The organism is Cellvibrio sp. OA-2007, assembly GCF_000953825.1.
Classification (GTDB): domain Bacteria; phylum Pseudomonadota; class Gammaproteobacteria; order Pseudomonadales; family Cellvibrionaceae; genus Cellvibrio.
In genome coordinates, this window is record NZ_BBUL01000071.1 from 1 (window position 1) to 15,436 (window position 15,436).

At 48.0% G+C, this 15,436-nt stretch carries 10 protein-coding genes; 7 read left to right on the top strand and 3 right to left on the bottom strand.

The genetic code is table 11. The features are described 5' to 3' along the window. Positions 1–123: 123 nt before the first annotated feature. Together AWU77_RS03570 and AWU77_RS03575 are read right to left on the bottom strand one after the other, a co-directional pair. Complete coding sequence (locus AWU77_RS03570) at positions 124–468, bottom strand: zinc ribbon domain-containing protein YjdM (RefSeq protein ID WP_062059383.1); 345 nt, start codon at positions 466–468, stop codon at positions 124–126. A 130-nt stretch (positions 469–598) separates the two neighbouring features. After that, positions 599–2,944 (bottom strand): Tex family protein, encoded by a 2,346-nt coding sequence (locus tag AWU77_RS03575; protein ID WP_062059385.1) that lies wholly within the window; start codon positions 2,942–2,944, stop codon positions 599–601. 256 nt (positions 2,945–3,200) lie between these two features. Between AWU77_RS03575 and AWU77_RS03580 the strand changes: the two genes are divergently transcribed. Together AWU77_RS03580 and AWU77_RS03585 are read left to right on the top strand one after the other, a co-directional pair. Continuing rightward, positions 3,201–3,995, top strand: a complete 795-nt coding sequence (locus AWU77_RS03580) for a DUF2884 family protein (protein WP_062059387.1) — start codon at positions 3,201–3,203, stop codon at positions 3,993–3,995. Positions 3,996–4,032: 37 nt separating this feature from the next. Beyond that, positions 4,033–4,815, top strand: a complete 783-nt coding sequence (locus tag AWU77_RS03585; RefSeq protein ID WP_084618006.1) for a GIN domain-containing protein — start codon at positions 4,033–4,035, stop codon at positions 4,813–4,815. A 14-nt stretch (positions 4,816–4,829) separates the two neighbouring features. Here the strand turns inward: AWU77_RS03585 and AWU77_RS03590 are convergent, their stop codons facing one another. Beyond that, positions 4,830–6,131: a sensor domain-containing diguanylate cyclase gene (locus AWU77_RS03590; RefSeq protein WP_062059391.1), complete on the bottom strand. Its 1,302-nt coding sequence runs from the start codon at positions 6,129–6,131 to the stop codon at positions 4,830–4,832. Between the two features lie 261 nt (positions 6,132–6,392). Between AWU77_RS03590 and AWU77_RS03595 the strand changes: the two genes are divergently transcribed. From AWU77_RS03595 to AWU77_RS03615, 5 genes are all read left to right on the top strand, one after another. Next, positions 6,393–7,091 carry a DUF4386 domain-containing protein gene (locus AWU77_RS03595; protein ID WP_062059393.1) on the top strand — a complete coding sequence of 233 codons (699 nt, stop codon included), beginning with the start codon at positions 6,393–6,395 and terminating at the stop codon, positions 7,089–7,091. 120 nt (positions 7,092–7,211) lie between these two features. Next, the gene (locus AWU77_RS03600) at positions 7,212–8,015 is read left to right on the top strand and encodes a hypothetical protein (protein WP_062059395.1); all 804 of its coding nucleotides are present in this window, start codon (positions 7,212–7,214) and stop codon (positions 8,013–8,015) included. 122 nt (positions 8,016–8,137) lie between these two features. Continuing rightward, a complete protein-coding gene (locus AWU77_RS03605) occupies positions 8,138–10,996 on the top strand; it encodes an insulinase family protein (protein ID WP_062059397.1) in 2,859 nt (952 codons plus the stop codon). Positions 10,997–11,101: 105 nt separating this feature from the next. Then, entirely contained in the window at positions 11,102–12,295 is a 1,194-nt protein-coding gene (locus AWU77_RS03610; protein WP_062059399.1) for an efflux RND transporter periplasmic adaptor subunit, read from the top strand. Then, positions 12,292–15,417, top strand: coding sequence for an efflux RND transporter permease subunit (locus AWU77_RS03615; protein WP_062059401.1), 3,126 nt, complete (start codon positions 12,292–12,294; stop codon positions 15,415–15,417). The genes AWU77_RS03610 and AWU77_RS03615 overlap by 4 nt, the downstream gene beginning before the upstream one ends. The last annotated feature ends 19 nt before the right edge of the window (positions 15,418–15,436 follow it).

Consider the following 15,436-nt stretch of genomic DNA (forward strand, 5'->3'; position numbering starts at 1 on the left):
CGTTGTACTGGCAGCAAATGTTCGATGATTTTGAATTGTGCTTTTGAAATTTCCATGCACAAATTTTAGCATAATTAGTGTTAACAGGACCTAGTTGCAATTGGTTGTTTTTGCTTGCTGCAATTATGCTTTTTTTACGACGGATGATTTCAACATCATCGGACCCATGCCGTCGACTTTGCAGTCCAGATCGTGGTCGCCTGCCACTATGCGAACGATTTTGGCTTTGGTGCCCACTTTAATGACCGATGAGCTGCCTTTGATTTTTAAATCTTTTACTACAGTGACATTGTCGCCATCAATCAGAATATTGCCGTTGGCATCGCGCACGACCAATACATCATCATCGCTATTGGCCTCTGCTGCATTTTTTGACCATTCGTGGGAGCACTCAGGGCAAATTAATAATTCGCCGTCTTCGTAAGTGTATTCGGAATTGCACTTGGGGCAGTTGGGAAGTGTGCTCATAAAAGTCTTCTGTGAAAATATAAGGTTGCAGGTGAATTTGATGCGGTAAAAATCCCCCCGGTTACACCGATTCCCTTTTTATAAGGGGTTAGTACCCCTCCCTTTGTAAAAGGGAGGGGGAGGGATTCAATTATTTCTTTTTCAATGCCTGCTGCAACAGCGCGCCCATACTGCCCATAGCGGCAGGAGCAGGATTATTTTTTTGCGCCGCACGCTGTTGGTTTTGTGATGGTGGACGCTCGCCGCCGCGTTTACCTTCAACTTTTTCGCCGGGTGTATCATCCAAGCGCAGTGACAAGGCGATACGCTTGCGCGGTACATCCACCTCCATCACCTTGGCTTTGACTATATCGCCGGCTTTAACCGCTTCGCGTGGGTCTTTGATGAAATTATGCGACAGCGCCGAGATGTGTACCAAGCCATCTTGATGCACACCTATATCCACAAACGCGCCGAAGTTAGTCACGTTGGTGACTGTGCCTTCCAAAATCATACCCGGCACCAAGTCGGTAATTTCTTCTACGCCGTCTTGAAATTGTGCGGTTTTGAATTCCGGGCGCGGATCGCGGCCGGGTTTATCCAATTCTTTGATTATATCGGTTACGGTCGGCACACCGAATTTATCATCGGTATAGTCGGCTGCTTTTAAGCCGCGCAAGAATGAGGAGTCGCCAATCAGGCCTTTTAATTCACGACCATTTTTTTGCGCAATTTTTTCTACTACCGAATAGGATTCAGGGTGAACAGCTGATGCGTCGAGTGGATTATCACCACCGGCAACACGCAAAAATCCGGCTGCTTGTTCAAAAGTTTTTTCACCAAAGCGCGGTACTTTTTTCAGCGCTGCGCGGGAATTAAACACGCCGTTTTGATTGCGGAATTCAACGATGTTATTGGCGAGTGTGGTATTTAAACCAGACACACGCGCCAGCAGCGCTGCCGATGCAGTATTTACTTCTACACCCACGGCGTTTACACAGTCCTCAACGACTGCGTCGAGCGAGCGCGCCAATTGCGATTGCGAAACGTCGTGTTGATATTGGCCCACACCAATTGATTTGGGATCAATTTTTACCAATTCCGCGAGTGGATCTTGCAGGCGGCGCGCGATAGAAATTGCACCGCGAATAGTCACATCCAAATCGGGAAATTCTTTTGCCGCAAATTCAGATGCAGAATAAACCGATGCGCCGGCTTCGCTCACAATCACTGTGCTGGCAGTAATATCGCTGTGTCTTTTTAATACATCTTTCGCGAACTTTTCGGTTTCGCGCGATGCGGTGCCGTTGCCAATAGCGATTAAACCGACATTATGTTTTTTGCACAGGTGCACCAACATGGCTTCGGATTCAGCGATTTTATTCAGCGGCGGTGTTGGATACATAACACCATGGTCGAGCACTTTACCGGTGGCATCAACCACGGCGACTTTCACGCCGGTACGCATGCCTGGGTCTAAACCGATAGTGGCTTTTTGCCCTGCAGGAGCGGCGAGCAATAAATCTTTTAAGTTGGATGCAAATACTTTGATCGCTTCTTCTTCGGCTTTTTCGCGCAACTCGCCGAGCAGATCAGTTTCCAAATGGGTGAGCAATTTTACTCGCCAGGTCCAGCGCACCACTTCAGCTAACCAACCATCGGCAGCGCGGCCCTGATCCTGCACTTGCCAGTGAGTGGCGATCATTGTCTCGCAGGGGTGACCCTTGTTGCTCGATGAAGAGGTAGCCTCTTCATCACCTACTTTAATAGTGATGCTGAGTGCACCTTCATTGCGGCCGCGGAACATGGCGAGTGCGCGATGCGAGGGCACAGATTTCAGTGGCTCGTCGTGTTCAAAATAATCGCGGAATTTTTGCACTTCTTGTGAGGTGTCGGTTTCTTTACCTGTGGCAACACGTGCAGTGAAGGTTGCTTCCTGTTTTAGGAAGTGACGCAATTGGCCAAGCAATTCAGCATCTTCACTGAATTTTTCCATGAGGATGTATTTGGCACCGTCGAGCGCGGATTTCACATCGTTAATGTTGTGCTCGGCGTTAAAGTATTTGGCTGCCTCCGCTTCGGGGGCGAGGCTCGGGTCGGCGAGCAATGCCTCTGCCAGTGGCTCAAGGCCGGCTTCTTTGGCGATTTGTCCCTTGGTGCGGCGTTTGGGTTTGTAGGGCAGGTAAAGGTCTTCAAGGCGGTTTTTGGTGTCGGCAATTTGAATCTCGCGCTCCAATTCCGGGGTGAGTTTTTCCTGTTCGGCAATAGATTTAAGGATCGCCGCGCGGCGCTCTTCCAGTTCGCGCAGGTAGCGCAACCGCTCTTCCAGGGTACGCATTTGTGTATCGTCCAAACCGCCGGTCACTTCTTTGCGGTAGCGCGATATGAAGGGTACGGTTGCACCTTCATCGAGCAGCCCTACGGCGGCGCTAACTTGTTGTTCTTGAACGTTTAATTCATCGGCGATACGTTTGGCAATACTGGGTAAGCTGGTCATAGCATGAAACACTCTTGAGCTGGCTTGAATCGGAAAGGGCACCATTATCCCCAAAAACAGGGTATCTGCCAGACTTGTTTTTAACCGGTGTTTATGAACGGAAAACAAAATTTTGCGCAGGGTGAATCTGATTCGGCGCCACTAGCGTCTCAATCTATAACCGCGCCACTTATTAAAACGGCACTACTTATGAGTGGGCGAAAACCCTGATTGTTACCCCGGGCGATTGATTTCCCTCAATGGAAAGGAGTTATAGATGAAAACTGTTATTGCTGGAGTGTTGTTATTAATGACTGGAGCCGCCGCCGCGCACGATTCTTGTAATCTGGAGTTGGATGCAGGCTTGCGCATCAGCGAGGACAGCATTGAGTTTTATGAGGCTGATAAACCCAGCTACAAAATTGTTGCCGATCAGGATTTGGTGGTGAATGGGCAGACTCTCAAGCTCACTGTCGGGCAGCAAGATGCGGTTACCGGCTATGCAAAGGCTATTCGCGCCGCCGTGCCGGAAGTGCACAGCATGGCGCTGGGCGGGATCGATCTGGCAATTGAGGCTATCGCCTTAACGTTTGACAATTTACTGGGTGAAAAAAATCAGGTTTCTGCGCAATTAACCACTGAACTGAATAACGCTAAAGGCGATGTTAATCGCTATTTCACGTCGGGTCGCCCGATTAGCCTGAATCTCGCCAATCAAGATACGTCTGATTTTTTAGGTAAACAATTTGAAACGCGTATTGAGCGTATTGTGGAAACCTCGGTGCAAAATTCTATCGGCAGCATAATGATTGCGATGGGTAAAGAAATTCTGGCCTCTGGTGGCAATATGCAAGCGTTTGAAGCGCGCATGAATAAGTTTGGCGAGCAATTGGAATTGCAGATGAACGCAAAAGCAGCTGGCTTAGAGGCGCAGGGTGAAAAACTGTGTGGCACCATGCAGTTGGTGGATGCACAAGAGGAGCAATTAAAACTGGCTGTGCCTGCAATCCAATCGTTTAATTTATTTCGGATAAAGGTGGCAGATGGTGATGCCGCACAAAAAAATATCTAACCTTTTAAAACGATAAAATGATTAAAAATAGGAGTCTATGATGTTAGTACGAAAATTAATAATGATGCTGATGGTTTCGCTAATTGCACCGGTCGTATTGGCTGAAACTGTAGCAAAGACTTATCCGGTAAAAGATTTTACCGAGTTTGTGTCGGGGGGGAACACCTCGGTAGAAATTAGTCAGGACGGCACCGAATATTTGCGTGTTGAGGCGGATGCTGAAGTAATGAAGCGGGTCAAGGTAGATCAGAGTGGCGAGCGCGTGAGTGTTTGGGTAAAAAGTGATAGTAATTTTTTCAATTGGTTTGGCGGCAGCAATGACCCGGTGCGCATTGTGTTGCGAGTTAAACAATTGGAGTATTTGGAAATATCGGGCGGTGCGCGCGCTAACTTAAGTGATTTTCAAGGAGAAAAATTTCAGCTTAATGTCAGTGGCGCGGGCAATGTTAATTTTGCGGCATTAAATGCAAAAAATTTGCGGATGGAATTGTCCGGCGCTGCCAATGTTCGCATCGATAGTGTGAATAGTCAGGAGCAAAAATTTGATCTATCGGGTGCCTCCAATATTGAAATCAAATCGGCCAGCAATTCTCAGGAGTTAAAGGTAGATGCAAGTGGTGCAAGCAATTTTCGCGGTAAAAAGTTAATGGCGAAAAAAGCCGATTTGGGCGCGAGCGGCGCGTCTCACGTAGAAGCCGCCGTTACAGAAGCGTTGATTGCTGAGGCGAGCGGTGCATCGAGCGTCGATTATTACGGCAGCCCCAAAGCAAAAACCAATGCCAGTGGTGCAAGTCATGTCAATGCACACGCAGTTGAATAGCCTGCCCGAATAAGTTATTGCTGTTTTTTATTTTGGTACATAGCTGCATCAGCATGGCGCAACAGGTCTTTTTCGTTGGCGCCATGCTCGGGAAAGTGCGCAATACCAATGCTTGGGTAAATAGTCACATTGTGTTCGGCAAGGGTGAAGGGTTGGCTGAGTGAGGCGTACACTTTATCGCTCACTGCAGTACTTTGTTCTGGGCGATCAATATTTTCCAGCAATATGACAAATTCATCGCCGCCAAAGCGCGCAATCGTGTCGCACTCGCGCACGCAGTGCTCCAAACGGCGTGAAGCCTGTTCCAGTAATAAATCGCCAATATTGTGGCCATAGGTATCGTTCACGGCTTTGAATTTATCCAAATCCAAATAGAGCAGCGAAAAAATTCCCTTATGGCGTTTTGCGCGGGCCATGGCCGAATGGATGCGGTCGTAAAACAAACTTCGATTTGGCAGGCGAGTTAATTGATCGTAGAGTGCCAAATGCTCCAAGCGCGCCATCATTTGTTTGCGTTCGATGGCAGCGGCAATTTGGGTCGATACAAATTGCAGTAACTCGGTATTTTTTTGACTGTATTGGTATTTGGTTGAAAAGCTTTTTAGCACCAATGCGCCCAGCACGCCGGTGTGGGACTTTAAGGGAACGCCCAGCCAGCTTTGCAGCGCTTGCCGCTCATGAGTAGCGTTGTAGAGGTGCGCTTCATTGGTGTTCAGTACTTGTGCCAATAATTGATTTGCGGTGTCTCTGCCGTCATTGCCGAACGAGACAACCACCTGCTCCCGTGAGTAGGGAAAACTGACAAAGCCGGAATTTTTATCGCGCAGTGCTACCGAGAAATTATCAGCCGGTAAATGTTCGCTAATGATCTTGTGAATCTGCGCAAAGAGTGTGGGTAAATCCTGCGCGTCGTGTGATGCTTCGGCAATTGCAAACACTGCTTGCTGCGCAGATTCGGCCTGTTTGCGCAGGGTGATATCGCGCGCTACGGCTACGCGATACTGATCTTTTTCCGACCAGCGCGCCGACCACATGATATGCACTATTTCCCCATCTTTACGAATGTAGCGATTTTCAAAATGCGGTTGTGGTTCCCCCGCAATAATTTTATCAACGGTTTGCAGCGTGATATGGCGATCATCCGGGTGCACCAGCTCCAGCATTTGTTTGCCCATCATCTCTGCTTGGTTATAACCAAAAATCTGTTCAGCGCTGGGGCTGACATACAAAAAATGGCCGTTTTTATCGACAACACAGAGCGCGTCGACCAGCAGATCCATGTATTTCCCTAAGGCGGGAAAAGAGAGGGAATTCATAACATCTATCCATTGTGATGGCCGCTATTCAACATGTCGGCCTTGCAGTGTCCATAGCATAGTCAGCCAGAAGGTTGCTGTAAAACCATTAGGTGGAGTTTTGTGTAGGCGATGGATCAAGGTGATTGAATTAATGATATCGCACCAGTTGGTGCGTTCGCGATTATTGGGTATTTCTAGTTGCTACTGACAGCATTGTTTAGCTGCGCGATAGTCTTTACAAAGTTTACACTACAAGTCAAATTCACGGAGGTTTTAATAATGAAGTCGGCAAGCTTGGCGAGAGTGGCGGGAGCCATCTATCTCATCTTAATAATCAGCGGCATTTTTGGCTTGGTCTATATGCCCGCTACATTAATTGATTGGTCCAACCCAACGGCAACTGTAACGCAGATTAAGTCACAAGAAATGTTTTTTCGATTGGGAGTGTTGGCCGATGCAATTTGCTTTGTGTGTTTTATTTTCTTACCGCTGGTGCTTTATAAACTATTGGCATGGGTCAATCGAGAAGTGGCGATATTGATGGTGATATTGGCGCTGATCAGTATTCCGGTGACCCTAGTCAATATGGTAAAGCTTGTCGATGTGCTTACCTTACTCGCCGGGCACTCCTATTTGGCTGCAATAGATGGGGCGCAATTAGAGGCGCAGGTGATGTATTTGTTGGTGTCTTTTAACAACAATACATTGATCGCAAATATTTTCTGGGGAGCTTGGTTGTTTCCATTTGGTTATTTAGTAATGGGGTCGGGAATCTTGCCTCGGGTGTTGGGCATATTATTAATTCTCGGTGGTCTGGGATATTTGGCAGAATTCATCATGAAATTTATGTTTTCGCAAGAGTCTGTTCCATTTTGGATTGGATTGCCTGGAACGCTTGGTGAATTTGGCATCTGTTTGTGGTTGATAGTCATGGGCGCAAAGGAGGCTCCGGTTAGCACTCAAAATACCAGTGGTTGAACTCTTTTTAGGGATGAGACTCTATTTTTAGCTAACACAAGGTGTCCGGTATTGTTACTGTGATTTAATCATCGATGTTTTTTATGATGCTTGGTTTTTTATAATAGGAAAGGAATGTTAATGATCAAACGGTTATTTTTATCGGGTTGCTCGTCCATGGTGGTCATGAGTTGTTTAATGAGCTTTTCGCTTGCGACACAAGCCGATGGTCTCGCTGACTTTCGCAGTGCATTAGCGCGACTAAAATCTTCTGCGCCCATTGCCGTCAATGCACAATTTAAATTGTTTGGCCGCAGTGGCGAGCGCGATGAGCTGATCGAGCGGGAAGGTTTGATTGAAATGCGTTTGGAGGATGGTGCAAATGGGCTGCATGCAGTTTATTCGCCCGCATTGACGGCTCAGCTACATGCCGAGGAGCTGGCAAAAATTGAAGATGAAAATGTCAAAAACTCTGCGCTGAATGCCGTTGGTCAATTTCAGTACTGGGAGTGGCGTGAGCTGTTGTACCCGGCGGCGCAAATGGAATTAATGTTGGGGCGCTACCACTTTGTAAGCGAAACACCAGTTATCTTTAATGGTCAGCCAACCCGTCTGCTCACATTTAGTATGCCGATGGAAAAAATTGACAAAGAGTTTCGCCAGTACGTTAAAAAATACAAAAATCGTTTTCAAGTTTGGATCGATGACAATGGTATCCCACTCGCCAGCCAATTGACCGAAAAGGGTTCAGGGCGAGTATTTATTGTGATTGGCTTTCAATTTAAAAATGAAATTCACAGCGAGTATCGTCAGCAGGGCTCGCGTTTGATCACGGTAAAGCGGGAGTTGAGAGATGAAAGTTCAGGTGCAACTATGCAAAGCCAGCGGCACTTTGTCGCTAGGCTGAATCCTGTTGCTGCGCCCTTGGCTGGAACCTCTCAGTAACCGGCCGGTCTATTGGCGCAATATGCACAAGTGAACACTGCGATGCGATCAGGGTTAAAGTCTGCTAGGCTTTGCCCGCTCTACAACAAACTCTAACTCCAAAGGAAAAAAGGAACCAGGCTATGTTAAAGCGTTATTCGGCTTATGCCTTCAGTGTGCTCTTGCTGGGCGGTATCGGCTTGGGCGGAATCAGTTTGGTGGGTTGTAAATCTACCGGCAATCTCAAACCCGCCGTACAGAATATTGAACAAGCCACCATCATTAAAAGCCCGAATGATGATCGTCAATACGCGGCGATGATGTTACCTAATGGTTTGCAAGTGGTGTTGGTGTCAGATCCCTCGCTGGAAAACTCCTCTGCCTCGCTCGCCGTTGGTGTGGGCAGCGCACACAATCCGCAAGACCAGCTCGGCCTTGCGCACTATTTAGAGCACATGTTGTTTTTGGGCACCGAAAAATATCCCGAACCCGATGGCTTTATGAAATACACCCAAGCCAATGGCGGTATGACTAATGCTTTTACCGCGTACGATAAAACCAACTATTTATTTCAAATCAATGCCGGAAAATTTGATGAGGCATTGGATCGCTTTAGCGATTATTTTAAAAAGCCGACCTTTGATCCGCACTTCAGCGATAAAGAGCGCAATGCCGTTAACAACGAGTGGTCGCTGCAAAAAGCGCAGGACGGCTGGAATCTTTATGTGTTGCAGGGTTATACCGCCAACCCTAAAAACCCCAGCGCAAAATTTAATATCGGCAACCTGGACACATTAAAAGATAAGCCAGGTTCAGTGCTCAATGAAGAAATGAAACAGTTTTACGATGCCTATTACTCGGCCAACATTATGAAGTTGGCGTTGGTGGGCAAACAATCGCTGTCTGAATTAAAAGCTTTAGCCGAAAAACATTTTGCGACTATCCGCAATAACAATGTCACTTTGCCTGAAGTCACTGTGCCAGGTTTAACCAAAGCCGAAATGGGCAAAAGTATTCACTACAAACCCATCAAGGATATGAAAGCGCTGTATGTGGATTTCCCGGTGAAATCCAATAAATCCCAATGGCGGTTGAAGCCCAATGAATTTATTAATGGTTTACTTACCTCTGAGGAGCCGGGCACGCTGGGCGAGCAGTTGCGCGCACAAGGGCTGGTAAAAACCCTGTCAGCCTATTTTGATACCGAAGCCTATGGTCCAGATGGCTTTTTGCGTGTGCAGGCGGATTTAACCGATGCCGGTCTACAAAAACAGGATGAAATTATCGCCGCTATTTTTTCTTATGTGGATTTAATTAAACGCAAAGGTCTGGATCAAAATTATTATCGCGAATTGCAGGCAATGCGCAGTAAAGATTTTGCCAATGCACCTAAGCCTGATCCGCTGCAACAGGCAGTCGGCTTGGCTATGGCACAATTTGATCTGCCGGTCGAAAACCTGATCAATGCGGATTATGTTTACGAGCGCTATGACGCCAAGGCAATTAAAGCGGTATTGACGCAGCTCGATGAAAAACGCGCGCGCATCTGGCATGTTAGCCCAGCTGAAAAAGCGGACACCCCGGTGCCATTTTTTGATGGCCACTATGCGATTCGCGATATCACTGCGGAAGAATATAAACGTTGGAACGCACTGCAAGCCAAGTATCGATTTAATCTGCCGCCGCTGAATGATTTGTTTACCGATACGCAGGCGCCGATTGTAGAAAATACTTATCTCAAACCCCATCCAGTGGTATCCCAAACAGGTATCGAAGCCTTTTTGGCGCACCCGGAGTTTTATCGTGAAGACAAAGGCCGTGTGTCAGTGCAAATCAATGTGGATTTTGCGCTCGACTCACCTAAAGAGGCAGTGCTGGCAAATTTGGTCAATGCGATTTATGCCAAACAAACTATGACCCTGGCTGATCGCGCCGGGCGTGCATCTCTAGGTATCTCCACTTCGGTGATGGATGTAAATAGTCAAGGCATCTATTTGTCTGGCTACACCAACAAGCATCCGCAATTGTTGCAACAAATGTTAACGGAATTTGTGGCGTTGGATATTAGTGACAAACATTTTCATGAAGCCATGGATAGCTTTCAGCAAAATATGGCGAACAAGAAAAAGAATCATGTATTTCGCCAGTTGTATGGCCATGCACAGCGTTTGACTTACAAAACCCAATGGCCAGATGACATTATTTTAGCGGCGGCCAACAAGGTGACTAAGGCGGATGTGGTCGCCTATCATCAGAAAATTAAAACAGATCCACTGTTGCGCTTATTAGCTGTGGGCAATTATAGCGAAGCGCAAGTGCGCGAAATGGCGGAGCAGGCTGCGCGTATTTTGCCGGGTAAACGTTTGCCAGCGGCGCGTGCTGTAAATCAGTATGTAACACCAGCTGTAGGTCAAACGCTCACCTTTAATGATGATGTTGAGCTTGCTGATAGTGCGGTGTTGCAAGCCTGGTTTGGCAGTAAAAAATCTGATGCTGAACAGGCGCAATTGGCGGTATTAAATTCACTGTTTAGTAATGCCTTTTTTATGCAGCTGCGCACCCATGAACAACTGGGTTATGTGGTGACCAGTTTTAATTATGCGGTGGATGATGTGCCGGGTTTTGTGATGCTGGTACAAAGTTCCAATACGGATTTGCCCGGTATAAAAACTCGCATGGACAAATTCCGCGTTGAGTATCTGGCAGCATTGAAGGCAACCGATGCGGCGGAAATTGAACAGGCAAAACAGGCATTGATTGCCAATCTGTTGGAAAAACCAACTGATTTTTATTCTGAAGCAGAGCGCTACAGCAGCGAGTTCTGGCAGGGTAAATACACATTTGATGCTCGCGACCGCTATTTGGCCGCGCTGCAAAAAGTGACCAAACAAGATTTGATTAATATTTACGAGTCACTGCTGTTGAATAAAAAATCCGGTAAAGCGCTGTTGCAGTTGCGCGGCACCAATTTTAAAACCAAGCCATTTGCGGCGCTGCAATAACAGCACGTGATTCTTGGATTTTATCAGCCAACAAATAAGTAAGATAATAAGCCTCTGCATTGTTATGATGCAGGGGTTTTTCTTATTGGATGTGAGAATTTTTACATGACTCTAGCAGCTCAACTTCGCCGAATTCCTGCCGTGGCATGGGTACTTATTCTGGGTGTAACACTTATTGCAGCGATTGTATTGTTTAAACCTAACCCGCAACCGCGTGCGCCCAAGCCCATTGCGCAAACTCAGGTAAAAGTCGTTCTGGCGCAGCCGCAGACCATGGCGGTGAATGTAAATGCGCAGGGCAGTGTAGAGCCGCGTCGCCAAATTGATGTGGTCAGCCAAGTGGCTGGCAGTTTGGTGCAGGTGTCAGAGCAATTTGCCAGCGGTGGTTTTTTTGCCAAGGGTGCCACGCTGGTGCAAATAGATCCGCGCGATTATGAAATCGCGCTGGTGCGCGCCAAAGCCGCGTTGCTTGATGCGGAAAAAACACTTGCAACTGAACGCGGCCAAGCGCAACAGGCGCAGCGCCAGTGGCAAGAGTTGGGCAGTAAAGACGCTAATGATTTATTTCTGCGTAAACCGCAATTGGCCGCGGCAGAAGCGCAAGTAGAGGCAGCGCGCGCCGGTGTGCAGCAGGCGCAATTAAATTTAGCGCGCACCCGCATTCAATTGCCCTTTGCGGCGCGGGTGAATACTACCTGGGTGGATTTGGGACAGTACGTCAGTACCGGCACACGCATTGCCACTGTGTACGATTCGGCGGCGGCACTGGTGCGTTTGCCACTCACAGATTTACAAGCGTCACTCATTAATTTGCCGCTCGCGTTTGGTAAACCGCAGCAGGAATTGCCCGATGTTATCTTGCGCGGCGTGGTGGCGGGCAATGCCTATGAATGGAAGGGAAAAATAACGCGCACCGAAGCGAGTCTCGATCCGCAATCGCGCATGTTTTATGCGGTGGTTGAAATTCCCGATCCGTTTGATCCTTTTAAAAATGCCGTGCCGCTGTTGATGGGCATGTATGTAAAAGCTGAAATTATTGGCAAGCCCATCGCCAATGTGATGCTCTTGCCCAAGAGCGTTATTTTCCGGCGCGATCAGGTTTACAGTTTGGATGCTGATAACCGCGTGCAGATTCACAGCGTGAATATTTTGCGCAGCGACGAACAGCAAGTGTGGTTTACCGGCGATATTAAACCGGAGCAGGCGATTGTATTGGAGCGGCAGGGTTATTTAGCGGCGGGTATTCAAGTGGTGCCGGAAGTGGTGACTAATCTTGCTGCGGAGGACGCCCAACCATGAGCCGACTGATTCAGTGGTTTATCGAAAATAAGGTTGCCGCCAATTTATTAATGGTGCTGATTTTTGTGGGCTGCTTTTTTAGTTTTAGCCAGCTCAGCAAAGAAGTATTTCCCATGGTTGAGCGCAATATTATTCAAGTGAATATGAATTACCCCGGCGCCGGACCAACGGAAGTAGAGCAACAAATTGCGATCCGTATTGAAGAAGCCGTTGCCGATTTGGAAGGGATTTATGCCATCAGCTCCAAATCCCGCCAGGGGTATGCGCAAGTCACTATTGAAGTGGCCGATGGTTACGACGCGCAAGAAATATTAAACGATGTTAAAACCCGCATTGATGCCATCAATAGTTTTCCCGCCGATGTAGAGCGCCCCGTTGCCAGCCGCCAAATTGGGCGCAGCCAATTAATGAGCATTGCGGTCTATGGCGATGTGGATGAAGCCGCGCTAAAAGAAACGGGCATGAATTTGCGCAATGAATTGGCGCTCCTGCCCGGTATTTCCATGGTGCAACTCAATGGCACTCGCCCTTATGAAATGGGCATAGAAGTGTCGGAAGAAAATTTGCGCCGTTATCAATTAAGTTTCGATCAAATTGCGCAGGCGATTCGCCAATCCTCCGTCAATATTCCTGCGGGTACTATTCGTACTGTGGATGGCGATATTCAAATCCAAGCGCGCAACCAAGCCTATTCCGCCGATGACTTTGCCAAAATTCCTGTGCTCACTCGCGCCGATGGCTCCAAATTATTGCTGGGTGAAATCGCCAGTATTCAGGATGGTTTTTCTGATTGGACGTTAGTAGCGCAGTACAACGGCCAACCTGCGGCCTTTTTGGAATTATCGATTTCAGAAGACCCGGATATTCTCGCTGCCACCCAAACGGTTAAACAATATATTGAAGACGTTCGACCAGTGTTACCGGCGGGTGTGCATATCGATATCTGGCGCGATATGTCCAAACTGTTTGAAGCGCGCCTCGATTTATTATTGAGTAATGCCTTTAGCGGTTTGTTGTTGGTGCTTGTTGTATTGATGTTATTTCTGCGCCCGCTGATTGCAATCTGGGTTGCGGTGGGCATTGCCACTGCTTTTGCAGGAGCAATCTGGCTGCTGCCAACGCTGGGCGTGAGCATTAATATGGTTTCGCTATTCGCATTTTTGTTGGTGCTCGGCATAGTCGTGGACGATGCAATTATTGTTGGCGAAAGTATTTACTCGCGGCAGCAACACGGTTTGCGCGGCGCAGCAAGTGCGGCGAGCGGTGCAAAACTGGTGAGTGTGCCAGTGTTTTTTTCGGTCGCCAGTACCATGATCTTTTTTGCGCCCATGTTGGATGTGCCGGGCAATATGGCGGTGATTGCGCGGGCGATTGGCATAGTTGTGCTTTTATGTTTAGTTTTTTCGCTGATTGAATCCCTGCTGATTTTGCCTTCGCATTTGTCGCATATGGGGCCGGAGCGCGAACCCAACAATATTCTGCTTAAACGTTTGCATCAACTGCGTGGTTGGATCGCGACAAAACTCGATGCATTTATTGAGCATCGCTACGTGCCGCTGCTGAAAAAATTACTCGCCGCGCGCTACGCCACCATCCTCGGATTTGTGCTTGCGTTTGCTGCATCAATTGCACTGTTTGCCGGTGGTTGGTTGAAAAGTAGTTTTATGCCCAAGGTGCCGGGCGATTCAGTAGAAGCGCGTTTGGTCATGCCGGAGGGCACTTCATTTTTTGAAACGCAACGCATTATGCGCAAGGTGCAAGATGCCGCATTAAAATTGCGTGAAGATGAAGATCTGCGTGAAAAAAATGGCGGCGATTTTGTGCGTGCAGTGCAAACCTGGGCCAACGGCGTCAATATTTATATGGCGGTTGCACTGGAGGATTCACAGACGCGCAAAGTGGGAATCGATGAAGTCACCCGCCACTGGCAGGCATTAATTGGCGATGTACCGGAAGCAAAAGAATTTCGTTTGGACTTTACCCTGAATGCCACGGGCGATGACATACGTTTGAACCTGAGTATCAACAGCAATCGTTTTGAAGATCAACAAGCCGTGGCCGATACAGTGCGCACCGCACTGGCAGCTTATCCTCATGTGTTTGATGCAAAAACCAGTTTGGAGGCGACACGCCCGGAATTGGAAATTCGTTTAAAGCCCAATGCTGAAATGCTCGGTGTCACGCTCAATCAAGTTGCGCGCCAAGTGCGGCAGGGTTTTTACGGTGAAGAGGCACAGCGTATTCCACGCGGCAGTGAAGATGTGCGCGTACTGGTGCGTTATCCGGTGGAAGATCGCCAGCGCTTGGAACAAATTAATCAAATGCGAATTCGCACGGCAACCGGTGTTGAAGTGCCCTTGTTAGAAGTGGCTGAAATGGTGTTTGTACCGGGCTATAGCGTGATTGACCGGCGCGATCGCAAACGCAATATTGCCGTGACTGCGCGCGTAGGTGCAGAGGGTGATGCGCAGGCAATTGTACGCGCGATGAATGAACGTTTTTATCAGGAGTGGCAGCGACAGTATTCCGGGTTTAGTTTGCAGCCCGATGGCAATATGCGCGACCAAGCTGATTTTCAGCAATCGTTACTGCAGAGTTTTTTACTCGCAGTATTGGTAATTTATATGATGATGGCGGTAGCATTCCGCTCCTATGGCCAACCGCTCATAGTGCTCACCGCAATTCCGTTTGGATTTATGGGTGCAGTGATTGGCCATTTACTGATGGGGCGCGAAGTGAGCATGTTGTCTATGCTCGGTTTTATCGCTTGCGCCGGTGTAGTGGTGAACGACAATCTGGTGTTGTTGGATCGTATCAATCAATTGCGCCAGCAGGGTTTGGATATTTACGCTGCGGTAGTGCAGGCGGGGCGCGATCGCTTCCGCGCAATATTGTTAACCTCGCTCACTACGTTTATCGGTTTGATGCCGATCATGGCGGAGCAGAGTGTGCAGGCGCGCTTTCTTATCCCTATGGTCATCTCACTCGCCTTCGGTGTACTCTTTGCCACAGTGGTTACTTTGATTCTGGTGCCCTGCTTAAATTTACTGGCGGCGGACATCAGCAATCGCCTGCGCAGTTTGCGCACATCGGTAGTTGACTCCCAAGTATCAGACTCCTAATTTTTACCCTTTTTTATTA